The organism is uncultured Campylobacter sp., assembly GCF_937997535.1.
Lineage (GTDB): Bacteria > Campylobacterota > Campylobacteria > Campylobacterales > Campylobacteraceae > Campylobacter_B.
On sequence record NZ_CALKTT010000082.1, the window covers coordinates 1 to 26,431 of the forward strand.

Below are 26,431 nucleotides of genomic sequence, written 5' to 3' on the forward strand. Positions count from 1 at the left end.
CCCGCCGATACCCGAGTCAAAAAACGCTATTTTCAAATCTTTATCCAAGGTTAAAATTTCAAAAAAGGGATTATAGCTCAATCCAGGTAAAATTTAAATTTTGAGCGGGCTTGGTGGATCTGCGGTCGGAATTCTCGCTACCTTATTAAAATTCGCGATAAATTTAATCAATTTCTTAGGGGGGGGTAGAATTAGCCAAATTTTACCCGGAAAGGATACTAAATGAAAAAATCGCTATTTGCGTTAGCATTTATCGCTTGCTTTGCGTTCGGAGCGACCGAGCTTGAGACGCTAGAAAAAGAGTGCAATGACGGCAATATGGAGTCTTGCCTTAGAGCCGCTTTACAATACGAAGACAATACTAAAACACTTAAGCTGCTTGAAAAAACCTGCGACGGCGGATATGAGCCAGGTTGCCTTGTAATGTCGATCAGAATGATGCAAGAAAATCCTAAAAAAGGCATCGAATATCATGAAAAAAGATGCGATGCGGGAGACGCTATGTATTGTGGACTATTGGGATCAATGTATAGTGACGGAGATGGGGTTGAGAAAGATATATCAAAAGCGATAATCTACCTTGATAAATCTTGTAACCTGGGGCAAGAGCTATCAGCGCTATCATGCGGTATGTTGGCAGATATGTACCGTAAAGGAGACGGTGTAAAAATAAATTTAATGAAAGCGGCGGTTTATGATAAAAAAGGTTGCGATTTAGCGAGCGACCTACCGAGTTGCTTCAATTTCGCGATATTTAACTACAACTTTAACGATAAAAGCAAAGCCGCACAATACTTTAAAAAAGCTTGCGATCTAGGCAAAAATAAAAATTCTCTTTTTATGAATCTGCCCGAGTTTAAAGAAACTTGGCAAAAATCCTGTGATATGTATGAGCTGCTAAAATAGCGCGCCGAGCCGCGGTCGGTACAATACGCGTCGGCTGCGGATTAAAATCCCGCCGCCTTTAAATTTAAATCGTGGCGGTAGGCTACTAAGCTCAACGATAAATTTTAAATTGATCGGGCGATATGTGGCAGAATTTAACGTAAATTTACACGGATCCTGCATAGATTTTAGCGCAAGCAAAGCGCGAAAAAAAGACGCAAATTTGTCATAAATAAAATACGTGCCAAAAAGCATAGATTGGCACGCAGCAAAATTTTAAGTTAGAATTTATGAAATCTTATGTGCTTCGCCTCTGCAAGGATCGGGTGAAAGTAGAATTGCAAGATCGGAATTTACGCAGTCTCAAATATAAAGTTTCGCGTTAATTTTTTGATGTGGAATTTAGAATTTTAAAATTCCTAGAGCTTCGAATCTGGCGCTGAGCCTTGAAATATCGTAGCGATAGAATTTTAAAATTTGCCGCTGCATCGCTTTAAAAATCTTGCTTGAAAATTTTAATTATGCAGCGTAAAATTTTTCATTTCTGCCAGGGCGCTGCGTTTTTCTATAAAAATTTTGCTCTTTTGCTCTGGTGCTGTGTTTTCGTCGTAGAATTTCGCGACTTTTTACGGCGCAGAATTTTTAGCGCGAAGTTCCTCATTATTTTTGCTTGTTAAAATTTAAGCGATAAATCCCACGATGTTAAATTTGCACGGCATAAGGCTCTTATCTCTAGGCGCCACTTTGAAGCGAAATGAGGTAAAATTCTACGTGGCGCAAAAGGCGCCCGATTAGGCTTTGCGGCGTCCTTGCATACTGCGCAAAAGCGCGATCTCCTCCGCCCAGAGGCTATCGTCGATCGTTTCTAAAATCAGCGGGATCTCGTCGATGTTCGGGTCGTTCATGATGTTTTCAAACGCCGCGAGCCCCAAAAATCCGCGCCCGAGGCTCTCGTGCCGATCCTTACGCACGCCAAGCTCGTTTTTCGTGTCGTTTAGGTGCATGCCGCTTAAAAATTTATAGCCGATCGCGCGGTCAAACTCGCTCATTGTGCGCTCATAGGTCTGCCGGCTGCGCAGGTCGTATCCTGCGGCGAACGCGTGACAGGTGTCGATGCAGACGCCGATGCGATCTTTATTTGAAATTTTATCGATCACATAAGCGAGCTGAGCGAAATCATAGCCGAGATTGGAGCCCTGGCCGGCGGTATTTTCGAGCACGAGCTTGACGCCTGCGGTGTTTGCGATGGCGAAATTTAGCGACCCTGCGATATTATCCAGGCACTCTTGAGCTGAAATTTCATTTAGATGCGAGCCCGGATGAAAGTTCAAAAGCCTAAGCCCGAGCGCCTCGCAGCGGCGGATCTCGTCCACGAAGGCGTTTAGAGACTTCTCGCGCTCCACCTCACGCGGATGGCCCAAATTTATGAGGTAGCTGTCGTGCACCAAGACATGTTCCGCGCGGATGCCGCTTTGCTTCAGCGCATCCTTAAACGCGATGGTCTCCTCCGCGCTAAGCGGTGACGCATCCCATCTGCGCTGATTTTTGACGAACATCGCAAACGCGTCCGCCCCGATCTTTGCGGCGTTTAACGGCGCGTTGAAAACCCCGCCGCTAGCACTCACATGCGCTCCGATCCGCTTCATTTTACCTCCTAAATTTTATTTTACGCCGCGTGCGGTAAATTTCATAAACCCGAGCCGCGCTCAGATTTTCTAAATTTAAATACGCACTTTTTCTTTCGCACATACGCGCTGTTTGGTAAATTTCGCCGCGAAGAGCCGGCGAAGAGCGCTAATAAAACCGCGCCGTTTGCGCAGCTTAGGCAGCCACCCCGCCGAGTAATGGAATTTTGACCGCTCGCGCCGTGTTTTGGGCGGCTACTATAGCGCATTATTCCCGCGCGCTTACAAACGCCTGCTGCGCGAAATTTTACTCGTTCGCGATTTGCTCGCGCCGCCCGCGGAATCGCATCTCACGCGCCACAAACATTGATCGCACGAGATTTTACTGCAGCTCGCGGATTTTGATCTTTACGCCGCGTTTTGCGTCGGCGAAGCTTATGGATCTTCCGCCGCCGTCCTTGCTGCGGCAAACTTTATAATCGATAGAGCCAGCTTGCAGGCTTTGCGCTAGGCAACGGCGCTCGCCCGTGTCGCTACCGCCAAAGATCGGTTTGCCGTCTAGGATTTCGCCCAGAAGCCCGCGGTAGTGCTCGGCACCGAAGAATTTTTTATTGAAAACGAGCTCGTCGTCGCACGCGCCGTTCATGCAAATTTTATCGCCTTTTAAAACCAGGCTCAGCACGCTGATGCCGCTTGCGTAAATTTGAACCTCGGTTTGGTTCTTAAATTTACGCATAAAGCCCGCGTCGCTAGTGCGAGTAAGCGGCGAAATGACGGTGAAATTTACAGCTTGCGTGGAAGCGGGCTTGAGTGCGGTGGTAGCGCAGCCTGCGAGCAGAAGCGAAAGTGCAAGCGGCGCCAGAAAAGAGCATTTCATAAATAATCCTTAATTTAAGTTGGGTTTAAGTGCGTCTTGAGTAGAATACCGCCTTTAATCTTAATACCAGATTAAGTGGCCCCTTCGTCTAACGGTTAGGACATCGCCCTTTCACGGCGGTAAAACGAGTTCGAATCTCGTAGGGGTCGCCACTTCTAGTTTTAAAATTTTTTGACGCAAATCTTAGTTTTTGTAAAATTCTGAAATTTTATCTAACTGCTAAATTTTAAAATTATGCGCTTTCGCTGCTTCCTGCGCTACAAAATTCCAAGACTGCACATAAATTCTACCTGATAATTTTAAAATTTATCCCCGCCGAATTTACGTAATAAATTTTATGCGGACATATGGAACTTAATGAAATAAAACTCGCAAATTTAGCTCTTTCTAAAAAAAATTCGCTAAATTTATTGAATGCAAAATTTTAAAGAATATGTAAATGAAATTCTAAAAAATCATCCTGGCGAGCGCGTCACGAGCTTTAGTTTCGAGGGTGAGAAATACTGGCTAAAGCAGCCGGAACTGCGCATCCGCGGTGGATTGCTTACGAAAATATTTAAAGCAAATCCGAAAGCCGCTTTCGATTACGAAGCGCTAAAATGCGAGAGCCTGTACGCAGCCGGCGCGCCTGTGCCGCAGCTGGTGCTGCGAGACGAGAACTTTTTCGTACTCAAAGACGGCGGCACGCCGGTGGACGAGGTGCTAAAAAGCTCGGATGAGGCATCTTGTGTGGCGCTCATTCAGGGTTACGCTGCGGCGTTAGCACAGCTGCATTCGCGCGGCTTCATACACGGCAGACCCGCGCTGCGCGACGTTTTAGTAAAAAACGGCGAGATGAAATTTATAGATTTTGAAAATCGCGGCGAGCGCGGTGATCTGCAAAAAGCCAAAATGCGAGATTTTTTGCTGTTTGTCTATGATCTTTGTCGCGAAGGTCTGAGCGAAGGCTTTGTGCGCGCAAGCATTTACACCTACGCCTCAAGCGGCGAGCAGGGCGTAGTGCAAAGTGCGTGGGCTATGGTGCGTACGTTGCGTCCGATATATTTTATCGCTAGGCTCTTGCCGCAAAAATTTAAAGATCTAAACGCGCTCGTGCGCACGTTTGAGCTCTGCCTAAAAATAATTGAGGAAAACGATGGTCAAACAAAGTAAATTCGCTAAATTTAAGCTGATAATTATACTCGCCTATATGTCAGCTCTGGCGCCCTTGTCTACCGATATGTATCTGCCCGCGCTGGAAAAGGTAAAGGCGAGCTTTGCTACGAGCGAGTTTTACACTCAGCTATCGGTTGCGAGCTTTTTCATCGCTTTTGCGCTAGGACAGCTCGTTTATGGGCCGCTAAGCGATAAATTCGGCCGTAAAAAGCCGCTATACGCGGGCGTTTTGCTTTTCATATGTGCGTCGCTTGCCTGCGTGAGCTTTGATAGCGTTTATGCGTTTATATTTTTTAGGTTTTTGCAAGCTTTGGGCGGGTGTGCGGGAGTGGTGCTTGCGAGAGCTGTAATTAACGATAAATTTGAGTTGCACGAGGCTGCGGCGATGTTTGCGCTGATGATGGTCGTGGGCTCGCTAGCACCGATGCTAGCACCAACTCTAGGCGGATTTGTTCTAGATTTTTTCTCGTGGCAAGCGATTTTTGCGATTTTGTTCGCTCTTGGAATTTTGCTTTTTGCATTTATATTTTTCGGACTTGACGAGAGCGCGCAGATAGATGGAACTGCTATTCTTAGCGTAAAAGGCGTGCTTGGCGAATACGGCATAATCTTACGAAATAAAGAATTTATGCGCTATACGTTAGGATTTGCAGTTGCGATGAGCGCGCTTTTTGCTTATATCACGGGCTCTAGCTTTATATTTTTGGGCTATTACGGGTTGGGTGAGCATGCCTTTGGCGTAATATTTGGCATCAACGCTCTTGGAATGACCCTCGTTTCGGCACTAAATGCCAAGCTCGTGCAAAATCGCGAACCCACAGCTTTATTAAATTTCGGCCTAATAGCGATGCTTGTGACGAGCCTGATTTTGCTCGCATGCTCTATGCTTGACCTTCCCTTCATCTGCTTTGAGGCTTCGCTTTTCGTATTGCTTTCATCGCTCGGCTTTGTCGCGCCTAACGCCACGACGCTTGCGATGGCGCTGTATAAGGACGGCAGCTCTGGCGCAGCTTCGGCGGTACTGGGGACTGCGCAGTTTGCTATTGCCGGGGCTATTTCGTTTATCGTGGGTGCAGTGGGAGCGAATAAGCCGTTTTTGCTCGCAAGTGTGATGGCGATTTGTGCTCTTTGTGCGAACGCTGTGTATTTTTTATTGCGAGAAAAGAATCAAAAATTTTAATTTTAATATTTTTTAAATTTATCGTTAAGGATTGATTAGCTAAAATTAGCTTTCGTTCTTTCAGTGTAAGAAAGACAATTCGGTAAAAAAGGAAACAAGCCAATGAGCGATATTATCGCATATAAACTTAACGGTGAAATTTATGATACTCAAAGTATCGGCGAGCGCGCTAACGAGGCGCAGCCGATATATTTCGATAACTCCGAGGACGCGCTTAAAATTCTGCGCCACTCCTGTGCGCACCTTTTGGCGCAGGCGGTGCGCGAGCTTTATCCGAGCGCTAAATTTTTCGTAGGACCCGCGATCGAGGATGGGTTTTACTACGACATCCGCGTCAGCAAAGATAACGGCGAAAAGCTCGGCGAAGAGGATCTAAAGACGATCGAAAAAAAGATGCGCGCGCTTGCCGAGGCAAATTTAGAGATTAAAAAGATAGCCTCCACCAAAGAGGCGGTTGCGAAAAAATATTCAAACGACGATCTTAAGCAGGAAGTTTTAAAACGTATCCCCGAAGGCCCGGTGAGCTTATACGCGCAGGGCGAGTTTGAGGACATCTGCCGCGGCCCGCATGTGCAAAATACGAAATTTTTGAAAAATTTTGCCCTTACGCGCATTGCAGGAGCGTATCTCGGCGGCGACGAGAAGCGCGAGATGCTAACTCGCATCTACGGCGTCGTATTTGCCGACAAAGATAGCCTTAAAAAGCACCTTGCGATGTTAGAAGAAGCTAAGAAGCGCGATCACCGAAAGCTCGGAGCCGAGATGAAATTCTTCACCTTCGACGAGCAGATTGGCGCGGGACTTCCGATCTGGCTTCCTGCGGGCACGAGGATGCGTATAAAGCTCGAGGAGCGCCTTTATAGGCAGCTTCGCAAGCGCGGCTACGAGCCGGTGCGCGGCCCTGAAATTTTAAAATCCGACGCGTGGAAGATCAGCGGGCACTACAGTAACTACAAAGAAAATATGTATTTTACGACGATCGAGGATCAAGAATACGGCATCAAGCCGATGAACTGCGTCGGTCATATCAAGGTTTATCAAAGCGAAATCCGCTCATATCGCGATCTGCCGCTTAAATTTTGCGAGTACGGCGTCGTGCACCGCCACGAAAAAAGCGGCGTTTTGCACGGGCTTTTCCGTGTGCGCGAGTTTACGCAGGACGATGCGCATCTGTTTGTGATGCCGAGCCAGATCAAAGAAAACGTCTATGAAATTTTAGATTTCGTAGAGCTTTTGATGAAAGCTTTCGGCTTTGAATACGAGCTTGAAATTTCGACCAAGCCGCAAAAGGCGGTCGGCGACGACGAGGTTTGGGATATCGCGACGAAGGCTTTAAAAGACGCACTTGACGAAAAAGGCTTAAAATATGGTCTAGACGAGGGAGGCGGCGCATTTTACGGACCTAAGATCGACATCAAAATCACCGACGCGCTCGGTCGAAAATGGCAGTGCGGCACGGTGCAGGTCGATTTTAACCTGCCTGCGCGCTTCGAGCTTGGCTATATCGACGAAAACAATGAAAAAAAGCAGCCCGTGATGCTGCATCGCGCGATTTTGGGAAGCTTCGAGCGGTTCGTGGGGATTTTGCTCGAGCACACCGCGGGCGAGCTTCCGTTTTGGATCTGTCCTACGCAGGTATCAATCGTGCCGATCGGTGAAGCGCACGCAGACTACGCGAAAGAAATTTTAAATTTGCTGCGCGCGGCGGACATTGACGGCGAAATTTTAGATAGAAACGAGACGTTAAATAAACGAATCAGAACGGCTGAAAAGCAGAAGGTGCCGCTCATCATCGTCCTAGGCGATAATGAAGTTTCGGCTCGCAGCGTGGCCTTGCGCGATCGCAGGGCGCGCGAACAGCGAAATTTAGGGCTGGATGAGTTTTTAAATTTCGTAAAAGCTAAATTAAACGAGGTGAATTTTTGAGCAGAGAGAAAGAGGTTTTTCTAAACGAGGACATTCCGGCTAGCGAAGTCAGGTGCATAGGCGACAACGGCGAGGTTTACGGCATAATTTCAAAGGCGCAGGCGTTGCAAATCGCCGAGCGAGAGGGCGTGGATCTGGTTTTGATAGCGCCCGATGCAAAGCCGCCCGTTTGCAAGGTCATGAACTATAGCAAATTTCGCTATCAGCAGGAAAAAAAGCTCAAAGAGGCGAAAAAAAAGCAAAAAATCATCGAAGTCAAAGAGATCAAGCTGTCCGCTAAAATCGCTCAAAACGACATTAATTATAAAGTAAAACACGCGAAAGAATTCCTTAGTAGCGGCAAACACGTCAAACTTCGCGTATTTTTAAAAGGGCGCGAGATGTCAAGCCCAGAAATCGGCGTAAATTTGCTCAATAAAATTTGGGATGAATTTTTCGCAGAAGTGGCCGATCGCGATAAGGCGCCTGCGCTGGAGGGTCGCTACGTAAATATGCTGATCACGCCGAAAAATGCGTAGCGTAAATTTAACGGTATTTTGCGCCGAGTGCGGCAAAATTTTAAAATTTACGCGCTGTTTTTCCCCGCGGTACAGCGCGTAAATTTAAACTAAATAGCAAAATTTTAAAATTTATACAGGCTAGTTTATCTCTAAATTTAACCCTTTAAATTTGTATAAATTTTTTGGATCCAGCTAAACCGAATCTTAAACGGGCGGCAAAATTTAACTTTAAATTTATCTTGCGTTAATTTAAGCTCTAAAATTCCTTAAATTCAAATTTTTCAAAGAAACTTTATTATATACTTCCCATTCACTTTAAAAAAAGGACGACCATGCCAAAGATGAAAAGCGTGCGCGGTGCCGTCAAGCGTTTTAAAGCGGGCAAAAACAAGATCAAAAGAGGCTCTGCGTTTCGCAGCCATATTTTGACGAAGATGTCTCAAAAACGCAAGAGGAATTTGCGCGAGGCCCAATACGTCGATTCTACGAACGTATCTGCGGTTAAAAAAATGCTTTGCAAATAGTGCGAAGTTAGTTTTTGACGAAAGTCATTCAAACTCCCCTAAATTCATGGATTTTAGGGCAAGATCCCCAAAGGGACGCCGATTAAGAAAGGATTAATATGGCAAGAGTAAAAACGGGTATCGTTAGACGCCGCCGTCACAACAAGGTGCTAAAGCTTGCGCGCGGATTTTATAGCGCAAAACGCAAACATTTCAGAAAGGCCAAAGAGCAGCTGGAGAGAAGCCTCGTTTACGCCTTCCGTGACAGACGCGCGAAAAAACGCGATTTCCGCAGACTTTGGATAGTGCGCATCAATGCAGCTTGCAGGCTAAACGACATCAGCTATTCTAAATTTATAAACGGACTTAGAAAAGCGGGCATCGAGCTTGATAGAAAAATTTTAGCAAATATGGCTATGAACGACGCCGAAGCTTTCGCAACCGTCGCAAAGAAGGCAAAAGCGGCATTAAAATAAGCTTTAAAATTTGGTCGCCTTAAGGCGGCTAAATTTTTAAATTTCGACAAAGCTTTTAATTTTAAAAGCGCGTCCGCAAATTTATCGAAATTTAAGAATTTGGATAATTTTATTTGAGGCGGTGCAGAATGCTAAAGTCTTTGAAAAAAATCGTATCTCTTGCGCTTATCGGTGCAGCAGGGTTCGGCTATGCGAGCGAGCAGAATTCCTGGGGCTATGCAAACGCGCAAAAATCACCTTCCAACAACACTTCCCGTTCCGATGTAATGAGCGCTGCGGATAGCTTGGGCGCGAAATTAAGCAGGCGCGACGCAGCTAGCGATAACTCCGCGAGCGACGAGTATGAAAACTCATTTCGTATCAAGCTCGAGTACGCAAGGGGCTTTGCCAAAAAGGGCTCATATTCGGGCAGGCTTAATAATCAGCGCGTTATGATGCCTGCGTTTCGCTGGACGGGCAATAGTGGCGTAAATGCCGAATTTTGGAACGGCATTACCAATATAGGCGGCGCGCTGGTTCCTTATGTGGCTTTCGGTTCATACGAGGCGGCGATACCGGGCGATCAAACTACGCAATATCTGGTCAGAAGGGACGAAGACGCGGTTCAGATGAAGCGAAATATTGCGGCAGGCATAGCAAATTTAGGCTATACCTATACCAAAAATTCTACTAGAAATCTAAATTTAGTCTATGCCGATATCGATAATTTCGTAAATTTCTACGGTAGAGAAAATATCGCAGGGTACTTTATCGACGAGGTTAATACCGAGAATAATCCCGCAACTATCGCCTATATGGCTAATATCTACAATTATATCAAGACTAAATACCCCGGAATGCTCGTTTTGGCAAACAACGGCTGGGGCGTGCGCGACGCCATAGCCCCTTATGCGGACGTTTGGATGCTGCAAGAGGTGAGTGCTGACGACTACATAAACCACTATCGTCCTAGAACCTCGGAGTTTGAAAAAGACCCCGCAAATTCCTCTAAAATTTTGCATGTCATATATAACGCCAGACCCGATCAATACGACGAGATCATAAGATTATCTCGCGAGCGCAACGCGGCAAATTTATTCATCACCTCCGATACGAATGCCTATCCTAGCGGATATGACGATCTGCCTACCTATTTTGAAGCGCTGATGCTGGCGATCAATAACTTCACACCTAAAAACGGCAGCCTGTTTTCGCAGGTCGCAAGAAGAGGCAACCGAGTAGGCATCGAGATGCCGCGTTCGAAGGTCGATCTGGATCTTACCAAGCTAGCAAGAAATTCCGCTTATAAAAATTTAGCCGACACCGACGGGCAGGAGTTCAACGTAAACGTAAGCGCGATCGGAAATTACGGTGGGGATTACAGCGACCGCTCTGGCGGCGTCAAATACGATCACAAGAGCGACGGAATTTTACTCGGAGCCTCCAAGAGAGTAGATGATCTTACGCTGGGCGTGATCTTTGGGTACCAAAAATCAGACGCTTGGTATGAGGGTAAATTCGACGGCGTCAAAGAAAACATCAAATCCTACGAGCTCGGTCTGGCGGGCAGATACGATTTTAGCGAGAACGTGGATTTGGCGGTAAATTTAACCTATTCGACAAACGATCATAAATTTGAAACCAACAACGGATTCGGCGCTATCCACGGCGCGAAATACAAGTCGCAAATTTGGGATTTCAGCACGAGAGCAGGGTATAAATTTTTATTTGAAAACGGCTATATTAAGCCGTATTTGGGGCTTGGAGCGATTAGGGTGAACGAGGATGCGATATCCAGGCTTAGATTTAGCTCCGCTTCAAAAACCGCGCCGAACGGCACGGCTGGAATTTACGCGATCAAAGCTTTCGGCGATCTGCAGATATTCGCAAATGCGGAGTACGAGCATCGATTTAGCGGCGATTCGTATCACGCGAGCAGAAAGTATTCGGACAGATACGACGTAGAGGGGCTTGATTATTCTAACGGCGTGTTTAACGGCGCGATCGGGCTGAAATATAAGATTTTCCAAAGCGTCGCACTCAGCGCATCGTATGAGCTAAGCGAGAGTAAAAATAGCCTAGCGAGAGCCGCTTTCGACGTGGAATTCTGATTCTAATCGGACGTAGCCCAAGATAGGTAGCCTGAAGCACGATTACAAATTCCTCTTTGCCGCAAAGCGAAAATTTTATGAAATTTGCGGCTAAATTTTACCTGGGCTTTGCTGCGAAATTTTAAAATTTCAGCTGTGAATTTTGCTTGCATATTTTCTCGCTTTTAAATTTCATATACTATCGCTTTTATGCTACTTTCAATATAAAGAATAATGCGGATTTTGCAGTAGAATTTTGCACGTGTAAAATTTCATAAAATCCGGATTAATTAAAATCGCTAAGCCTAAGACGATGAGGTAGAATTTTGCGGATCGCTCCGCAAAATTTAAAAGAGATTATTTTAGCTTGTCTAGTTCGATGATGTAAGGCACCGAGTTTACCCCCGCACCGAAGTATTTGGCAGCTAGGGCTTTTGCAGCATTTAGCTCGGCAGCGCTTACGTCTTTGGCGCCTGCTTTGTTATCTTCAGCGTAATATTTTTTAAAAACCGCTATCTTTTGCTCGTCAGTTTTAGCATTTTTGATCTCTTTGTAGATGAGCGCGGATTTTGCGTGGCCGTCATCGCCGTGAACGGAGGTCATGACGATATCGACATTGTTATTTTTTAGAGTTTCTTCGATCCTTGCCATCTCTTTGCGGCAGAATGGACACAAGGCGTCCGTCAGCATCAAAATCGTAGGTTTTTTAGGATCGTTTCCTAGCTTGATAATATTGTCTTTGCTCTCTGCTTTGAAGACCTTACTTAGCTGTCCTGCAATGCGGTCTTGTTTGATCTGCTCCTTATAGACTACGCGTTTTTTAGGATCGATGATATCGGTAAAGATCAGATCGCCTTGGGTGAAAATGATCTCCTCTTGCGACATATTGCCTTGAGAAATCTTTAAAACGACCGCCTCTACGCCCTTTGGCTCGCTAAGCGGGATGCGCTCGGCGACCTTTATTTCGATGCCTTGAGGCGCGCCGCCGTAGATGGATAGAATTTCGCTGTCGCTTAAAGCCGCGTTTAGGCTCGCTGCGAGCGCAACTGAAGTTAAAATAGCTTTTTTCATTTTTTTCCTTTGCAAAAAATTCCGCGCATTGTAGTGCAAAATTTTAAATTTTTACTTTTTCAAATAGCGTTTATTGTCGATCGTCACGATATTTCCCATTTTATCTAGGTATTCGAGATAGCAGATGACGAATTTCCTGCTAAGCCCAAGCTCCTCTTTGGCGTTCGTGACGTTTACGAAGCCCTCTTTTTCGATGATCGCGTAGAGGCGCTTGATCGCTAGGGCTAAATTTTCAGCCTCTACGAAGAGATTGTGCGCGAGACGGACGACCTTTTTGGCGTAGGTCAGCTTCTTTAGCGCGTCATCGCCGCTACTGCGGTCAATCTCCAGCTCGTCATAGACGTTATAAGGCGCTAATGGCGCTATGCCGCCCTTTTTGATGAGATCAAAAATTTTACTCTCCAGGCTCTGTTTGAGCGTGTCAAAATCCACCCCCGATTTTACGTAAACTCCGCCCTTTTTGGAGACGATGCCGCTCCGCTCAAGCTCGCTAAGAGCGCGCGCGGCAAGCTCCTCGCTGGCCCACGATAGCTTTAGGGCGATCGAGGCGGGCGAAAAGATCGCGTAGTCGTTTTTTGAGACGATAAATTTTATGAGATTTTTTACGTCCTCGATCGCGCTTAGATCGTAAACGCATAAATTTGCCTCGTCAAAATACGTCCCTTCTAAGCCGCGCGCGATCTTTACCGCTTCGTCGTATTCCATCCCGAAGCGCTGATACGCCGAAAATAGCCCGAATCCATGCTTGTGAAAGAGGCTTAAAATTTTAAACGCTTCGGTAAAATTTCGCTTCAAAAGCGCGGTGAGAAGTACGGCTTTGCTCTGCTTTTTTAGCGGCTCGACTACGGCGTTTAGCACGCGTCCTCCGCCGATTACGCGCGAGTTTGACAAGCAAACGAAGGGCTCGCCGAATTTTAAAAACATCGTTTTGTCAAATTTAAAGCTCACTAGCTTCTCACCGCTTGGAAGTTCCTTTAAAATGAGCGCTTTTGCTGCGCTTTGCTTGCTTCCGACGCAAAACAGCACGTCTTGATTATGCGAAATTTCGCCGCTAAAGGTGCAGTCCGCTTCATTAAAGCCGCGGAAAAAACCTTTTTTGCTTAGGATTTGCCCCTTCTCAAGCTCGCTCGTTTTGGCGTCAAGACTTAGCGCGACGCGGTTTGGAGCCTGCGCCAGCGGCGTGTCCTCGTCGTGTATCTGCACGCTTTTGACGTTAAAAATTTTACCCAGATCGCAGTTGTAAAGCTTCTCGCCCTTTGAAATCGCGCCGTTAATGAGGCTGCCCGTTACGATGGTGCCGAGCCCCTTAAGCGAAAAGACGCGGTCGATGTAGTAGTGCACCACGCCGCCTCCTTGGCGCTGCGCGGGCTTGATATTAAAGAGATAGTTTTTCAGCTCGGCGATGCTTGCGGGATCTTTTATGCTGATAAAAAAGGTATTTAAAATTTGCAAATCTTTAAATTTGCAGATATATTCCTTGCACTGCGCCGCGACCTCGGACTTGCGCGCGTCGCCCACCAGATCGCACTTGCTGATGCATAAGATCACGCTTTTTACCCCGAGCAGCGATAAAATTTGAATATGCTCTTTGCTTTGCGGCATCAGCCCGTCGTCTGCGGCGACTACTAGCATCGCAGCGTCGAAGGCATACGCGCCGCTAATCATCGTCTTTACTAGATTTTCATGACCAGGAACGTCGATAAACGCAACGTTGGTATCCCCCGAGCGCAGATGCGAAAAGCTAAGATCGATCGTGATACCACGTTCTTTTTCGCTCGGCATTCGGTCTCCCTCAAAGCCGTTTAGCGCCTTGATTAACGCAGTCTTTCCGTGATCGATATGGCCTGCGGTGCCGATAATTACGCTATTCATAAATTTCTCCGATCTTTTTTATTAAATCTTGCAAGTCGCTTTTTAAAATCGATCTGAAATCGAGCAAAAATTTATCATCCTCGATTCGTCCGATTATACCCGCAGCGCGAAATTTTGCCTGCGTGCTCTGCGGATCTGCGCCATCCAAGATCGCAAGCGCGACGCTAGGGTAGGGGGCGCTCGGCATCGTACCGCCGCCTACAAAGGTAGTGGTCGGCACGATCTGAGATTTTACGCCGATACGCGATCGCACTAGCTCCGCTCGCTCACGTAGCTCATCTAGGCCGAGATGGATCTGATCTATCGTCGTGATGAGGTGAAATTCTTTATTTATATACGCCTTGATCGTCTCGGCAAGCAGGCTTAGCGTGATCTTGTCCACGCGCAGCATTCGCAGTAGCTGGTTTTTGCGCAGGCGCGCGATAAGCTCGTGATCTCCTAGGATGATGCCGCACTGCACGGAGCCGAAAAGCTTGTCGCCGCTAAAGCTAAGCAGCCGCACGCCGCTTTTTAAAAGCTCAAAAATAGAGGGCTCGCTTTTGCCAAGCCCAAATCCCAGCTCGCTTACGTAGCCGCTTCCAAGATCGTAGTAATCGATAATCTCGTTAAAGCTTTTCTCTTTTTTCATGCTAAATTTTGCGGGGCAGATTTTAGAAATTTTACTAGAAATTTCGCCCGCGCCGTCTTCATAAAAACGCTCGCTCTTTGCGGACGACTCGTCGCTATCTAAATTTAGAGCATTCGCAGAGCCTGCAGCTAAGCTTAAACCATTCGGCGCGGAATTTAAAATTTCGCCGTCTGTGTCCGAAGAGCCGCCGCAAAGATCTGCTAAATTTTTAAAGCTTGCCTCTCTAAGCGCTAAAAATTCTCTCTTTGCCTGTGAGGCGCGACGTGCGAGAGCCGCCACCTCCGCAGCGCTTACGCTAGAGCTGAAGCCCGAAATTTTAAAATTTGAGCGGTGCACCTTCATCAAGATCGCCGTGTTTTCATTGATCGCTTCTTCGTAATCTTCCGGCTTGGTTTTGTTCGTGGTGCCGATTTCTACGAGCTTTGCGCCGGAGTTTGCCATCACTTCGCTTACTCGAAAGCTCCCTCCGATCTCGACTAGCTCGCCGCGGCTTACCACGACTTCGCGTCCGCGCGCGAAGGTATTTAGCACCAAAAATACCGCCGCAGCGTTGTTATTGACCACGAGCGCGTCCTGCGCGCCGAAGAGCTCGCTGCACAAAAGCGCTATATAGTCGTATCTGTTGCCGCGCGCGCCCTTTGATAGATCGTATTCTAAATTTGAATACGAGGTGATGATCTTTTGCGCGCGGGCTAAAATTTCGGCGCTGATGACGCTGCGGCCGAGGTTTGTGTGCAGCACGACGCCGGTTGCGTTGATGAGCGGCTTAAGACTTAGATTTTGAAATTTTTCGTAGCGCGATTTGATGCGCGCGATGATCTCGCTTTCGCTTGCGAGCTCGCCTCCTTGCAGCGCCTCCCTGCGTGCCTCTTCAATGAGCTCTTGCGCGATTTTGATGATTTGCGGGCGGAGGCAGTTTTGAAACTCCTGCGCGTTTGCGATTTTATCGATTTTTGGTAGTTTGATTTGTTGCATTGCGACCCCGATGCCTTAAAATTTAGGCGATTTTATCATTTAAAGCTTTGATTTTGCTTTATCTATAGAATTATTAATTTAAATTCGATTTACTTTAAGTGCAGAATTTAAAAGCTGTTTAGAAAATAAGAGTAAAACCCGCCTAATTATCAATTTAGGATAGATTATGAAAGAACATGGATTTTACGCCGCGGGGCTAAAGGATGTCGTCTTAAGCGACGATATCGAAATTTGCGGCGATGAAGAGGGGGCGAAAAATGAGGAATTTATCGTTGCTAATTCGCCGAAATTAAAAGCGCAAATTTATGCGCCCGAGATAAATTTTTATATAGAAAATTCCGCAGATGAGCCGCTACAAATCGCTAAAAACGTAGATATTTTGTATCGCGCCAAGGATATTGCCTTCGACGGCGCGCTAGATAGCGACTATCAAAAGCCCGTCGGCAAAAACGTAATTCTCGCCTGTGATGAGCCGCGAGAGGGGCTTGTGAGGCTACTTAGGCGGCATGGATTTAAGGTGATCGCGTTAAGCAGGGCCGAGATTAAGTTCGTCTACGGCGAGATTGGCGATCTTGCAGTTACGATTTTAAGTGAGCGAGATGAGGTTGAGACTGAGGCGGATTTTTTCTTGATTAGCGGCGCGGCTCCCTATCAGCTACGACAAAGCGGCTGCTACGAGATCTCGGGGCTAAAAGACGATGAAATTTTAGAAATTTTAAATTCCAAAAGCCCGGTTTATCATTATAAGAATTCCACGATCTTAGATCCTGCGATCTGCCAGTATCAAGGCAGGCGAAATGAGCTGCGAGCGCCATGCGTGGAGGTTTGCCCTACAGTGGCGATTTTGAAAAATGACGAAAAGCGCGAGCTAGTATTTTCGCATATCGACTGCATCGGTTGCGGCGCGTGCGTGAGCGTCTGCCCTAGCGGCGCGCTGAAATTTGCCAAGCTGCCCCAAAGAGTATTTGGCGAGATCGCAAAGCTCTATGCAGGCAAAATTCCGCTTCTCATCGCAGAGAGCGAAATCGAGTCCACACCCGTAGCGCAGCTTCCGTGCGGCGTGCTACCGTTTGGAATTTTTGGAAGCAAGCAAATAGATGAGGTAAATTTGCTAAGCGCGATGCAAGAAAGCGGCTCGAGCGTGATCGTTTACGGCGCAGACGTGGGCGAGAGCACGCGCGAAGCGGTGGAGCTTATCAATGGAATTTCGCGCGCGATCTACGGCAAGGACGCAGTATTTTTAGCGCGAAATTTAACCGAGCTACAAGAAACGCTAAAGTGGGCGCAAAGCGCGCAGCTGTGGGCGTTTAGCCTAAATGAGCAGGGCCTTAGCAAGAAAGAAATTTTTTCCAAACGCGTAAGCGCAATGGTTGGCGAGGGCAGCTTCGGCGCTGTAAAAAGCGGAGAGTTGCTAAAATTTGGCAAAGTAAACATAAACGAAGTAAGCTGCACGCTATGCCTTAGCTGCGTTGGTGCCTGTAATACTGGCGCGCTGTATGCCGACAACAGCGACAATTCAATTAAGCTCAATGCCTCGCTTTGCACGACGTGTAACTACTGCGTGCTAAGCTGCGCCGAAAAGGATACGATCGAGCTTAAGCCTTGCGGCGTGGGGCTTGAGCCGGAATTTTTTAATTACAAAATGCTAGCTAAAGACGAACTTTTCAAATGTATCGAATGCGGTAAGGAATTTGCGACGAGCAAAGCCGTGATGAAGATCGCGGATATGATGGGCGCGCATTTTGCAAACGAGCCTGAAAAGATGAAGACACTTTTTTGCTGCGGCGATTGCAAAGCGAAAATAATGATAAAAAAGCAGATAGAAGATGCTAGAAAAGGGGCAATGTAATGGACGCAAATCTACTTAAAGCAAGAAGCTACTACTACGAATTTTTTGCAATTCCGTTTTTTTTCTATGAAACGGATGCGAAATTTAAGCGCTGGAAGGAGCAACTGGAATTTTTACGTAGCTCGCCAATCGTGTCTAGCGATGAGGCGGAATTTCAAAATTTAGCGAAATTCGACTTTTCTGCGTTTAAAAGCGAGCAAAATTCCGTGCTTTTTGATTTTTCATACGCCAATGTGCCGATGAGTGCGAGCTTCTACGACGAGGGACGCGACGATGGACGTATGCGTGTCGCGGTAATCGACGTGCTAAAAAAGAGTAAATTTCGCCGCAATATGGAGCTTTGCAAAGAGTGCGAGGACTATGTGGGATTTATTTTTTACCTGCATTCGACTCTGCTGCGCGACGCGGCTGCAAAACACAGCGCGGTTTTAAACGGACAAAATTCCGTGACAAACGAGCAAAATTCTACGAATAGCGCGAGCTTAACGGCGCAAGACGGAAAAAATTCTGTAGATTCGTATGGCAGTAAAAATTTTACAGGTCCGCAGGATGGTAAAAATACCGCGAGCGCGCAATGCACTAAAAATTTCATCGGTGCGCAAGACGGCGAAACGCTGGCGTTAGAGCTTTTTACGAATGTCACCAATAGCTTTGTGGATGAGTTTAGCGAGCTTTTGTGCGGGCATGTGCGGGCGGATTTTTTCAAATCATTAGGCGCACTAATGAGAAGCTTTTTTGCGCTTGAACGCTCGCTTTTAGCTATAGCTGCTCCGCAAAAGAAAGATCGCAGCGTCGTTAAAGAAGCGATCAAAAAAGGCGGCTATCAAAATAAATTTACCAATCCGGAAGATATTTTTGATCTGGATTGATAAATAAAATTTTTAACGGAAATCTTAACGCAAAAGCAGAATTTCGGTTAAATTTTAAACTCGCAAACTCTAGTTTTGCGAGTAGTTTTTTAGTTAGAACTTTATATTTTGAATTTTAAATAAAATTTAAAAAGTAACTTAAAATTTAATTTCCATCTCACTGCCTTTTCGTTATAATTCATTAGACTTAAATCCTGTAACAGGCGTTACTACAATAAAAGATTTAAAGCGATTTCTTCACAAAGGAAAACCATGGAGAACAAACGCAGAGATTTTCTTAAAAAATCTCTAAAAATCGGCGCAGTAGGTGCCGTGGGCATTGCCGCATCTCAGGCTCTAGCGAAAAGCGAGCAGGATTACGGCGATACCGTTCGTGGCAAATCGCCGAAAAAAGAGGTGCTTTACTGGGAAAGTGAAGCGTGGAAAAAATACTATAAAGTAGCTTACTAGGAGAATTTTCATGAGTGAGAATGCGATCGGAAGGAGATCGTTTTTGAAACTCGCCGCTTTAGGAGCGAGCAGTGTAGCTGCGTTTGGCGAAAATAATACGCTAAGAGCTGCTACTGAGCAAGAGATCAAAAACCCATTTCCAGGTTCCGTTATGAAGCGAACAATATGTTCGATCTGTTCCGTAGGCTGCGGTATTGAGGCTCAAGTAGATGAGAGCACCAATACCTGGATTCGCCAAGATATGGCAGTAGATCACCCGATCTCGCAAGGCAGTCACTGCTGTAAGGGAATCGATCAAATCGATCTAACCAAATCTAAAATGCGTCTTAAATATCCGCTCAAAAAGGTTGGTGGCAAGTGGGAGCGCATCAGTTGGGAACAAGCGGTTGATGAAATCGGCGATAAAATGCTTCAAGTCCGCAAAGAGGACGGTCCAGATAGTGTGGTATTTCTGGGTTCGGCTAAATTTTGCAACGAACAAGCGTATTATTTTAGAAAATTTGCAGCCTTCTGGGGTACGAACAGCAACGACCACGTAGCCAGAATTTGACATAGCGCAACAGTCGCCGGTGTGGCGAATACTTGGGGTTATGGAGCTATGACAAATCACGTAGGTGATATGGCGAAAAATTCTAAAATGATCCTTTTCATAGGTGCGAATTCTGCGGTTGCAAATCCAGTGGGAGCTATGAAGCACGCTCTTCAGGCTCGCGATAGAAACGGCGCGAAAATCGTTGTAGTTGATCCAAATTTTACTAGAACTGCGGCTAAGGCCGATATGTATATTAGAATTCGTCCGGGAACCGATATAGCGTTTGTGTACGGAATGCTGCATCTAATCTTTAAAAACGGCTGGGAAGATAAGGAGCTAATAAAAACCAGAACCTACGCTGTAGAGGAGATTAGAGCCGAAGCTGAGAAGTGGGATCCTAAAGAGGTAGCCAATGTCACCGGCTGCAAAGAAGAGGAGCTGATAGGATTTACGAGGATGTTCGCTACCACAAAGCCCGCTACTTTATGCTGGGCTCTAGGCATTACACAGCACTCGATTGGAAGTTCTAATACTAGAATTTTGGCTCTTTTGCAGCTCATACTAGGCAATATGGGCAAGCCAGGCGGCGGCTGCAACATCCTTAGAGGTCATGATAATGTTCAGGGCGCTACCGATATGTGCAATCTCTCCGATAGCTTACCTGCGTATTACGGGCTAGCCGATAACGCTTGGAAGCACTTCTGCAAGGGCTGGGGCGTAGATTACGAGCAGTTTATTAAAAGATTTGCCGTCTCTACTAAGCAGCCGCACGAAAAGCAGGGTGAAAAAGTGCCTGGTACGAATTTTACCGAGTATTTTCACTACGATCCGAGCATCGAGCAAGATGTGATAAACTGGCGCAACGAAAAGGGTTTTTCGCTATCTAAATGGTGGCAGGGCGTTTTGAAAAACGAGCCCGTTTTAAGTAGTGGCAATGTCCGCGTTCTTTGGGTGCAAGGCACAGGAATTACTTCTATGGCTCATGTTCGCGAGACTCAAGAAGCATTAGGTAAGATCGATATGCTGGTAGTCGCCGAGCCGTTTTTAAACGAAGTAGCGATTCTAAACGATAGACCGGATGGAATTTATGTTTTGCCGGTAGCTACGCAGTTTGAGAGCGAAGGTCATCTAAGCGCTACAAACCGCAGCGGTCAGTGGAGAACTCAGATCGTTAAGCCGCTATTTGAGAGCAAAGAGGATCAAGAAGTAATGTTTCTATTCGCGAAAAAATTCGGCTTTTACGACGAATACGTTCGCGGCATGAAGATGGGCATCGTTGATGGCGAGCTTAAGCAGGTTAAAGACGATTTTGTTTGGCCGGACGACGCTACCGATGAGATCGCACGCAATACTCAAAGTATTGGAAATAACGGTCGTACCGCAGCTAGATTTCGCAGACAACAGAAAAATTGGCATCTATTTGATCCCGATACTTTGCGCGGCATAGGCGGAGAAGTAGAGGGCGAATACTACGGGCTTCCATGGCCTTGCTGGGATACGCAGCACCCGGGCACGCCGATCCTTTACGACGTAACTAAGCCTTATGCCGACGGAGGTATGGGGTTTAGAAACCGCTTCGGCTTAGAGCACGACGGCGTTTCGCAGCTAGCCGACGAGAGCATTACCCTTCCGGGATCAAAAATTCAAGGCGGACATGCAGAGATTACCAAGGCAAATATCGAGCAGGTTTTAGGCATCACGCTAAACGAGGAAGAGAAAGCCAAGATGGGACCTACGTGGAGCACAGATTATAGTGGCATTATCGCTAAGAAATGTCGCGAGTTTGGAATTTGTCCTTGCGGAAACGCAAGAGCCAGAGCCAAGGTTTGGCAGTTTGCGGATCAAATTCCGAAGCACCGCGAGCCGATCCACTCGCCTAGATGGGATTTAGTAGAGAAATATCCGACTTTTGCGGATCAAAAACGAAATTTCCGCGTATTTACTAGATTTATCTCCGAGCAGAAAAAGCAGGATTGGAGCAAGGACTTCCCTACTATCGTAAGCTCGTTAAGGCTTGTAAATTTAAGTGGTGCGGGCATGATTGAGCGAACGAGCAAGTATCTTTCAGCGATTACTCCGGAGATGTTTGCGCACGTAAACCCTAAGCTTGCCGCTGATAAAGGTATCAAAGATGGCGAGATGATGTGGATTCATTCGCCGCAAGGCACGAAGATCAAAGTCAAGTGCATCTATTCGCACGCCGTTACGCCTGATCGTATTGTTATGCCGTATAACTTCGCGGGAATTTTCCAGGGCGAGGATCTAAGCGAGCGCTATCCTGAGGGTACTAAGCCATATATCAGAGGCGAGAGCTCAAATACGATTACCAACTACGGCTTTGACATAAATACGCAAATTTCGGAATTTAACGCCGGTCTTTGCAGACTAGAAAGAGCATAAGGAGATAAAATGCCGGCAAGATTAAAATTTTACGTCGATGTCGAGCGTTGCATCGCTTGCTATGGTTGCCAAGTAGCCTGCAGCTCGGCTCACGAGGTTCCCGTGCAGATCAATAGGCGCAAGGTTATCACTCTAAACGAGGGCATAGAGGGGCAGGAGGTTTCAAGCTCTATTGCTTGCCAACACTGCACCGATGCGCCTTGCGCGCAAGTTTGCCCGGTTCAATGCTTCTATATCAGAACCGACGGTGTCGTTTTACACGACAAAGATAAATGTATCGGCTGCGGATACTGCCTCTATGCGTGTCCGTTCGGCGCTCCGCAATTCCCTAGAGACGGGGCTTTCGGTATCAAAGGTGCGATGGATAAGTGCACTATGTGCGCGGGTGGACCGGAGCCTACGTTTTCGCACGAGGAACTGCATAAATACGGTCAAAACCGCATCGCAGAGGGCAAGGTTCCGATATGTGCAGCGATCTGCTGCACGAACGCTCTAATCGTGGGCGACGCGAGCAGAGTTTCAGAGGTTTATCGCAAGCGCGTACTTACGCGCGGCGTGAGCCTATAAGATTGTGGAATTTTAAACTCCTCCGGTTTTAAAATTCCGTCTCTTTTCGCAGAAATTTCAACCGAGCGACGGCTTTAAATTTAGTGGTCGCTCGGCGCGAAATTTTATTTGAAAATCTCCGCTCCTGCGTATCGATCGTTATATTATTTCAAAAAATCACTCCTTACTGACATTAAAATTTTAAATTTATGCTACAATCACTCAAATTTAGGATTTGAAATCTTAAGCGAAAGGATCCGTCTTGAAAAATAAAATTTCACTTTTTTTGGTCATTTCGGCGTTTTTGATTTTTACAGGTTGCTCTAAAAACGTGCCCGTAAATAGCGGTATCGTGCGCACTTCCGAGCCGCTTCACATTATGGAATTTCCGCAGGATAAACTCATAAGCGTAAATTTCACCAATACCTCTACGACGGATTCAAATTTAACCCAAGTAGTGATCCAGCATCTGCGTGCGGACGGATTTAAGGTCGTAAATAAAAGTGCGGCGAACGTCCAAATCGGCGGCAATCTCAACTACTTCCGCAAGGCGGATTTTTCGCGCAGATCGTGGGACAATCCGAGATTTAGCTTCGGTATGGGATTTGGCAGATATTACAGATATACGGGCGTAGGCATGGGCTGGGGGATGCCATTCGGTTATGATCCTTGGGACGACGACGATTATTACAGAGACTACTTCTACGACTCGCAGATTAGCCTCTACATAAGCGTTAAAAACAAAGGCGCATGGAAGGATTACGTAACTAATCTCAACTACCAAAGCATCAAAAATCCGGGCTCTAAAGACTCGGTAATGGATGCGCTAAATTTTAAAATTTACGAATATATAAGACAACTGATTAAGCAGGGAAGATGATAGTAAAAGAGAATAAAAAGCCCGTAGCGATGACGCTGGCGGGATCGGCGATTTTGGCGCTCGCTAGCGGATATTGCTACCACGCGGGCTTTGGCGGTGCGGCGCTTTTTGCTTCCGTAGTGGCGGCATTTTGCGCGTTTTTTTGCGCGCTTAGACTCGGCGCGAAAAATTATTTGCAGATCGGCGAGGATGCTTTTACGATCGTGCGCGGGGCAAATTCCGAGAGCTTCGAATACAAAGATATCGCAAATTTAGGCACCAAAACCTTCGTCGCGGGCAGAAACAAAACGGAGCTTTTAAATTTTGTATTCAAAAAAGCGCCGCAGGCGCAGGACCGCTTTAATTTTTTGCGATTTTATAGCGACACGGAGGCCACACTGCCGGGCTCGTTTGAAATTTCGATCTACGAGCTGAGTAAAATTTTGCGCGAAAAAGCGGGTCTTTTGCAAAGCTCTGAGGAAGAGCAAGCCGCTCCAAAGACTCGCAAAGGCGCTAAAAAAAGCGCGAGTAGCGCTAAAAATTTTAAAGCTAAAAACTTTCGCGATGAGAATTTTGCTTCAAAAAATTTCGATGCGCAAAGTTCCTGCGGCGCGCAAAATTTAGATGAAAATTCAGGCGCGGAAAATTCCCGCTCTACGCAGGATTCCGCCGTGCAAAATTCTAATGGCGCCGCTGATTCAAACGGCGCGCAGAATTTGAAGGGCGCTTCAAATTTAAACGAACAAAGCTCCGCCGCGCCGAATGGTGCCGCTTCCTCAAATGACGCCGCCGCGGGCGAAAATTTCACAGGCACCGAGAATTCCGCGCCTAAATTTTCTGCGGGCGATAATGGATCTGCCACTGCGTCCGAAAGTGCGGCAGCGGCTAGCTATGATGCCGCCGATGCCGAGATGCAAAGCTCCGCCTGCGAAAGTAAAAACAAGTAGAGGCGCGGCCTTGAACTCCTTACCGATCGGAATTTTATTGCAAGGAGCCGCGCTGATGCTCTCGCTCATCGTCGCGATCGGCGCGCAAAACATCTTCGTCATCTCCCAAGGCCTTGCGAAAAACCACGTCGCGGCTGTTTGCACGGTCTGCGCGCTAAGCGATGCCGTATTTACGGCCGTAGGGATATTTTTAATCGGCGGCGCCCTTAAGCAAGGCTCGCTTCTTACCCAAATTTTAGGCATAGGCGGGATCATATTTCTGCTCTGCTACGCGCTAAGCTCGTTTTTCAGCGCCTATAAAGGCTCGCATTTTGCCAAGATCCAAAACTCGGCAAATAGCCCGCTAGCGCCCGTCGTAGCCAAAGCCCTTGCTGTGACGCTTCTAAACCCGCACGTGTATTTAGACACCGTCGTGGTTGTGGGCTCGCTCGGCGCTACGATCGCAGATGCCCAAAAGCCGTGGTTTTACGCGGGAGTTATGTTCGTATCGTTTGCGTGGTTTTTCGGCTTGGGCTACGGTTCAGGGGCGCTTTCGAGGCTTTTTGCAAGTAGCAGAGCGTGGCGCATAATCGACGCGCTCGTGGGAGTTTTGATGCTTTATATGGCGTATCTGATCGCGAAGTTTGTCTTTAAAATTTAAAATTTCACGCTAAAATTCCGCACTCTTGATAAAGGATCTATGATGAAAATTGAAATTGAAAGCGGGCTCGAGCTAAAAGAGGCCTTGTGGCGCGTAGAGAAAGCTCTGCGACTAGTGACCGACAAGGACGGCAAAATCACATCGAGCGCGACGCTTTACGTGGGCAAGCATTCGCTTTTAAATTTACTCGATACCAACCAGATCGAAAATATCCAAAACGCTTATGCGCGCGCCAGGACGGAATTCCGCGCCGAGATGCTGGGCGTGCTAGAGGGCTTTTTGTCCCAAGAGGACGCCGAGAAGGATCCGGAATACGTGCTATTTAATCAGCTCTACCAAATGGCGATGACCGCGGGCAGAAAGAGCGATATTTTTATCCACGTCCAAGGCATCAGCGAAAACGAGGTCGTGCTGCGCGTGTATCAGCGCTTCGAGCTGGAGAGCGGCGAGACAATCTATTACGCAGGCGGCGAGTTTAGCTACACTCTGGATGAAAATTTCGGCAAAATTTATCGCTACGAAATTTAATTTTAGCGGTACGGCGCGAGATCGGTGCCGCCTCGATCGTAAATACACACTACGCTTCTTTGCCGCAGCGTCTAAATTTAAACCCTAAAACACGCGGCGAGCTAAATTTAGACAAACTTTCTGCAATGATGGCAATTTCACCTAGTTAAAATTTATCGTAATTCCAAATTTAAAGCTTGTATAAATTTCGCCGCGTTACCGCCGGCGTTTGAGTTTGCCTTGTTTTACGTTCATCAAAATTTTAAATCGAGCTTGCATAAATTGTGCTCCTTAGGCACATAAATTTTGTAGAATCGCACTTTTACGCAAAAGAAAAGATAATTAAACGAAGCCGAATTTAACCAAGGCGCGTATGTAGGAAGGCGAGCTCAAAGATGATACGCTAGATGGCGGTTTGCTGCCATTGCTTACTTTAAAAATTTTTAAGCATTAATACGTGCAAAATGTAAAAACAAAGAAGTGAAAACGCAATGCCAAGTAAAAAAACTAGGATAATAAGAGCGCTGATCGGGCTAGCGATAATGATCGCAAAAGCCGTTGTTTAGCAGCTGGTGGGGGCTGGTTGGACTCGTACCCTTTATCGTGGGCGTTACGGGATTTTGCCCCGCTTGCTACTTTTTAAACCGCTGTTCGCTAAAGCGCTAAATTTAGCCACAGTATGCGGTTTTGCCATGCATCGGGCAAAAGGCGCGATAAATTTTATGGCGAAGTGGGCGAGCTTTAAATTTTAAATTCTCCACGCCTTGCCGCGGAACGTTAAATTTAAACGAGCGCTTAAGGCTTAAAATTTTATCGCGCGATACAAGGCCGTAAATTTAATTTCATGCCGCCGTCAATCGGCATGCCGCTATCCGCGTAAAATTTTAACGCCGTGCCGCTTTCGACGCTCTTGTTATGACTGGTTTGTGCGCCGTGCTAGCCATAGCCAAACTTTATGATTAATTACACCTAGCCTCTTAAAATTCATCTTAAATTTGCTAAAATTGCAGCTAAATTTAAAATTTAAAGGAGTCCAAATGTCAAATATCTTAATCATAGGCGCGGGCGGCGTGAGCCAAGTCGCGACCGT

General features: G+C 46.6%; 23 protein-coding genes and 1 tRNA gene. 19 read left to right on the forward strand and 5 right to left on the reverse strand.

Annotation, left to right across the window (positions count from 1 at the left end):
* The first annotated feature begins 222 nt into the window (after positions 1 to 222).
* Positions 223 to 906: a tetratricopeptide repeat protein gene (locus Q0117_RS07725; RefSeq protein WP_297924307.1), complete on the forward strand. Its 684-nt coding sequence runs from the start codon at positions 223 to 225 to the stop codon at positions 904 to 906.
* A 770-nt stretch (positions 907 to 1,676) separates the two neighbouring features.
* Here the strand turns inward: Q0117_RS07725 and nfo are convergent.
* On the reverse strand, positions 1,677 to 2,531 hold the full coding sequence (nfo, locus tag Q0117_RS07730; RefSeq protein WP_297924309.1) for a deoxyribonuclease IV: 855 nt from the start codon (positions 2,529 to 2,531) through the stop codon (positions 1,677 to 1,679).
* A 361-nt stretch (positions 2,532 to 2,892) separates the two neighbouring features.
* Positions 2,893 to 3,387: a hypothetical protein gene (locus tag Q0117_RS07735; RefSeq protein ID WP_297924311.1), complete on the reverse strand. Its 495-nt coding sequence runs from the start codon at positions 3,385 to 3,387 to the stop codon at positions 2,893 to 2,895.
* Between the two features lie 77 nt (positions 3,388 to 3,464).
* Here Q0117_RS07735 and Q0117_RS07740 point away from each other — a divergent pair.
* The 8 genes from Q0117_RS07740 to Q0117_RS07775 all read left to right on the forward strand — a co-directional run bounded on the left by Q0117_RS07740 (position 3,465) and on the right by Q0117_RS07775 (position 11,217).
* A tRNA-Glu gene (locus tag Q0117_RS07740) sits at positions 3,465 to 3,539 on the forward strand.
* 262 nt (positions 3,540 to 3,801) lie between these two features.
* Positions 3,802 to 4,539: a spore coat protein gene (locus Q0117_RS07745; protein WP_297924313.1), complete on the forward strand. Its 738-nt coding sequence runs from the start codon at positions 3,802 to 3,804 to the stop codon at positions 4,537 to 4,539.
* Complete coding sequence (locus Q0117_RS07750) at positions 4,523 to 5,722, forward strand: multidrug effflux MFS transporter (RefSeq protein ID WP_297924315.1); 1,200 nt, start codon at positions 4,523 to 4,525, stop codon at positions 5,720 to 5,722. Before Q0117_RS07745 ends, Q0117_RS07750 begins: the two co-directional genes overlap by 17 nt.
* 102 nt (positions 5,723 to 5,824) lie before the next feature.
* On the forward strand, positions 5,825 to 7,648 hold the full coding sequence (gene thrS / locus Q0117_RS07755) for a threonine--tRNA ligase (protein WP_297924317.1): 1,824 nt from the start codon (positions 5,825 to 5,827) through the stop codon (positions 7,646 to 7,648).
* Entirely contained in the window at positions 7,645 to 8,166 is a 522-nt protein-coding gene (gene infC, locus Q0117_RS07760) for a translation initiation factor IF-3 (RefSeq protein ID WP_297924319.1), read from the forward strand. The genes thrS and infC overlap by 4 nt, the downstream gene beginning before the upstream one ends.
* 314 nt (positions 8,167 to 8,480) lie before the next feature.
* Entirely contained in the window at positions 8,481 to 8,672 is a 192-nt protein-coding gene (gene rpmI / locus Q0117_RS07765; RefSeq protein ID WP_005871089.1) for a 50S ribosomal protein L35, read from the forward strand.
* A 98-nt stretch (positions 8,673 to 8,770) separates the two neighbouring features.
* Complete coding sequence (rplT, locus tag Q0117_RS07770) at positions 8,771 to 9,127, forward strand: 50S ribosomal protein L20 (protein WP_297924321.1); 357 nt, start codon at positions 8,771 to 8,773, stop codon at positions 9,125 to 9,127.
* A gap of 128 nt (positions 9,128 to 9,255) precedes the next feature.
* On the forward strand, positions 9,256 to 11,217 hold the full coding sequence (locus Q0117_RS07775; RefSeq protein WP_297924323.1) for an autotransporter domain-containing protein: 1,962 nt from the start codon (positions 9,256 to 9,258) through the stop codon (positions 11,215 to 11,217).
* A 336-nt stretch (positions 11,218 to 11,553) separates the two neighbouring features.
* Here Q0117_RS07775 and Q0117_RS07780 read toward each other — a convergent pair whose 3' ends face one another.
* From Q0117_RS07780 to selA, 3 genes are read right to left on the reverse strand one after another with little or no spacing between them, the layout of a single operon-like run.
* Positions 11,554 to 12,267: a histidine kinase gene (locus tag Q0117_RS07780; protein ID WP_297882822.1), complete on the reverse strand. Its 714-nt coding sequence runs from the start codon at positions 12,265 to 12,267 to the stop codon at positions 11,554 to 11,556.
* Between the two features lie 51 nt (positions 12,268 to 12,318).
* Positions 12,319 to 14,139 (reverse strand): selenocysteine-specific translation elongation factor, encoded by a 1,821-nt coding sequence (gene selB / locus Q0117_RS07785; protein WP_297924325.1) that lies wholly within the window; start codon positions 14,137 to 14,139, stop codon positions 12,319 to 12,321.
* Entirely contained in the window at positions 14,132 to 15,742 is a 1,611-nt protein-coding gene (gene selA / locus Q0117_RS07790) for an L-seryl-tRNA(Sec) selenium transferase (protein WP_297924327.1), read from the reverse strand. The genes selB and selA overlap by 8 nt, the downstream gene beginning before the upstream one ends.
* Positions 15,743 to 15,908: 166 nt before the next feature.
* Here selA and Q0117_RS07795 point away from each other — a divergent pair, with 166 nt between their 5' ends.
* The 10 genes from Q0117_RS07795 (at position 15,909) to Q0117_RS10665 (ending at position 26,007) form a co-directional block, all read left to right on the forward strand.
* A complete protein-coding gene (locus Q0117_RS07795; protein WP_297924328.1) occupies positions 15,909 to 17,591 on the forward strand; it encodes a 4Fe-4S dicluster domain-containing protein in 1,683 nt (560 codons plus the stop codon).
* The gene (locus tag Q0117_RS07800) at positions 17,591 to 18,460 is read left to right on the forward strand and encodes a molecular chaperone TorD family protein (RefSeq protein WP_297924329.1); all 870 of its coding nucleotides are present in this window, start codon (positions 17,591 to 17,593) and stop codon (positions 18,458 to 18,460) included. Before Q0117_RS07795 ends, Q0117_RS07800 begins: the two co-directional genes overlap by 1 nt.
* Positions 18,461 to 18,712: 252 nt before the next feature.
* Positions 18,713 to 18,910: a twin-arginine translocation signal domain-containing protein gene (locus Q0117_RS07805; protein ID WP_297882827.1), complete on the forward strand. Its 198-nt coding sequence runs from the start codon at positions 18,713 to 18,715 to the stop codon at positions 18,908 to 18,910.
* Between the two features lie 10 nt (positions 18,911 to 18,920).
* Positions 18,921 to 21,842 (forward strand): formate dehydrogenase subunit alpha, encoded by a 2,922-nt coding sequence (locus Q0117_RS07810; protein WP_297924330.1) that lies wholly within the window; start codon positions 18,921 to 18,923, stop codon positions 21,840 to 21,842.
* 9 nt (positions 21,843 to 21,851) lie between these two features.
* Positions 21,852 to 22,409: a formate dehydrogenase FDH3 subunit beta gene (gene fdh3B / locus Q0117_RS07815; protein WP_297924332.1), complete on the forward strand. Its 558-nt coding sequence runs from the start codon at positions 21,852 to 21,854 to the stop codon at positions 22,407 to 22,409.
* 241 nt (positions 22,410 to 22,650) lie between these two features.
* On the forward strand, positions 22,651 to 23,268 hold the full coding sequence (locus tag Q0117_RS07820; protein WP_297924334.1) for a hypothetical protein: 618 nt from the start codon (positions 22,651 to 22,653) through the stop codon (positions 23,266 to 23,268).
* The gene (locus Q0117_RS07825) at positions 23,265 to 24,194 is read left to right on the forward strand and encodes a hypothetical protein (RefSeq protein WP_297924336.1); all 930 of its coding nucleotides are present in this window, start codon (positions 23,265 to 23,267) and stop codon (positions 24,192 to 24,194) included. Before Q0117_RS07820 ends, Q0117_RS07825 begins: the two co-directional genes overlap by 4 nt.
* 10 nt (positions 24,195 to 24,204) lie before the next feature.
* Positions 24,205 to 24,834 (forward strand): LysE family transporter, encoded by a 630-nt coding sequence (locus Q0117_RS07830; RefSeq protein ID WP_297924338.1) that lies wholly within the window; start codon positions 24,205 to 24,207, stop codon positions 24,832 to 24,834.
* Between the two features lie 42 nt (positions 24,835 to 24,876).
* Positions 24,877 to 25,362, forward strand: a complete 486-nt coding sequence (locus Q0117_RS07835) for a hypothetical protein (RefSeq protein ID WP_297924340.1) — start codon at positions 24,877 to 24,879, stop codon at positions 25,360 to 25,362.
* A gap of 537 nt (positions 25,363 to 25,899) precedes the next feature.
* On the forward strand, positions 25,900 to 26,007 hold the full coding sequence (locus tag Q0117_RS10665; protein ID WP_227940508.1) for a DUF2892 domain-containing protein: 108 nt from the start codon (positions 25,900 to 25,902) through the stop codon (positions 26,005 to 26,007).
* Positions 26,008 to 26,431 lie beyond the last annotated feature (424 nt).

Coding starts and splice junctions, on each gene's coding strand:
- selB (WP_297924325.1), bottom strand. CDS start 14,139: ATGAATAGCGTAATTATCGGCACCGCAGGCCATATCGATCACGGAAAG.
- rplT (WP_297924321.1), top strand. CDS start 8,771: ATGGCAAGAGTAAAAACGGGTATCGTTAGACGCCGCCGTCACAACAAG.
- Q0117_RS07725 (WP_297924307.1), top strand. CDS start 223: ATGAAAAAATCGCTATTTGCGTTAGCATTTATCGCTTGCTTTGCGTTC.
- Q0117_RS07745 (WP_297924313.1), top strand. CDS start 3,802: ATGCAAAATTTTAAAGAATATGTAAATGAAATTCTAAAAAATCATCCT.
- Q0117_RS07735 (WP_297924311.1), bottom strand. CDS start 3,387: ATGAAATGCTCTTTTCTGGCGCCGCTTGCACTTTCGCTTCTGCTCGCA.
- Q0117_RS07825 (WP_297924336.1), top strand. CDS start 23,265: ATGATAGTAAAAGAGAATAAAAAGCCCGTAGCGATGACGCTGGCGGGA.
- Q0117_RS07775 (WP_297924323.1), top strand. CDS start 9,256: ATGCTAAAGTCTTTGAAAAAAATCGTATCTCTTGCGCTTATCGGTGCA.
- rpmI (WP_005871089.1), top strand. CDS start 8,481: ATGCCAAAGATGAAAAGCGTGCGCGGTGCCGTCAAGCGTTTTAAAGCG.
- nfo (WP_297924309.1), bottom strand. CDS start 2,531: ATGAAGCGGATCGGAGCGCATGTGAGTGCTAGCGGCGGGGTTTTCAAC.
- selA (WP_297924327.1), bottom strand. CDS start 15,742: ATGCAACAAATCAAACTACCAAAAATCGATAAAATCGCAAACGCGCAG.
- Q0117_RS07780 (WP_297882822.1), bottom strand. CDS start 12,267: ATGAAAAAAGCTATTTTAACTTCAGTTGCGCTCGCAGCGAGCCTAAAC.
- fdh3B (WP_297924332.1), top strand. CDS start 21,852: ATGCCGGCAAGATTAAAATTTTACGTCGATGTCGAGCGTTGCATCGCT.
- Q0117_RS07805 (WP_297882827.1), top strand. CDS start 18,713: ATGGAGAACAAACGCAGAGATTTTCTTAAAAAATCTCTAAAAATCGGC.
- Q0117_RS07800 (WP_297924329.1), top strand. CDS start 17,591: ATGGACGCAAATCTACTTAAAGCAAGAAGCTACTACTACGAATTTTTT.
- Q0117_RS07795 (WP_297924328.1), top strand. CDS start 15,909: ATGAAAGAACATGGATTTTACGCCGCGGGGCTAAAGGATGTCGTCTTA.
- Q0117_RS07835 (WP_297924340.1), top strand. CDS start 24,877: ATGAAAATTGAAATTGAAAGCGGGCTCGAGCTAAAAGAGGCCTTGTGG.
- thrS (WP_297924317.1), top strand. CDS start 5,825: ATGAGCGATATTATCGCATATAAACTTAACGGTGAAATTTATGATACT.
- Q0117_RS07750 (WP_297924315.1), top strand. CDS start 4,523: ATGGTCAAACAAAGTAAATTCGCTAAATTTAAGCTGATAATTATACTC.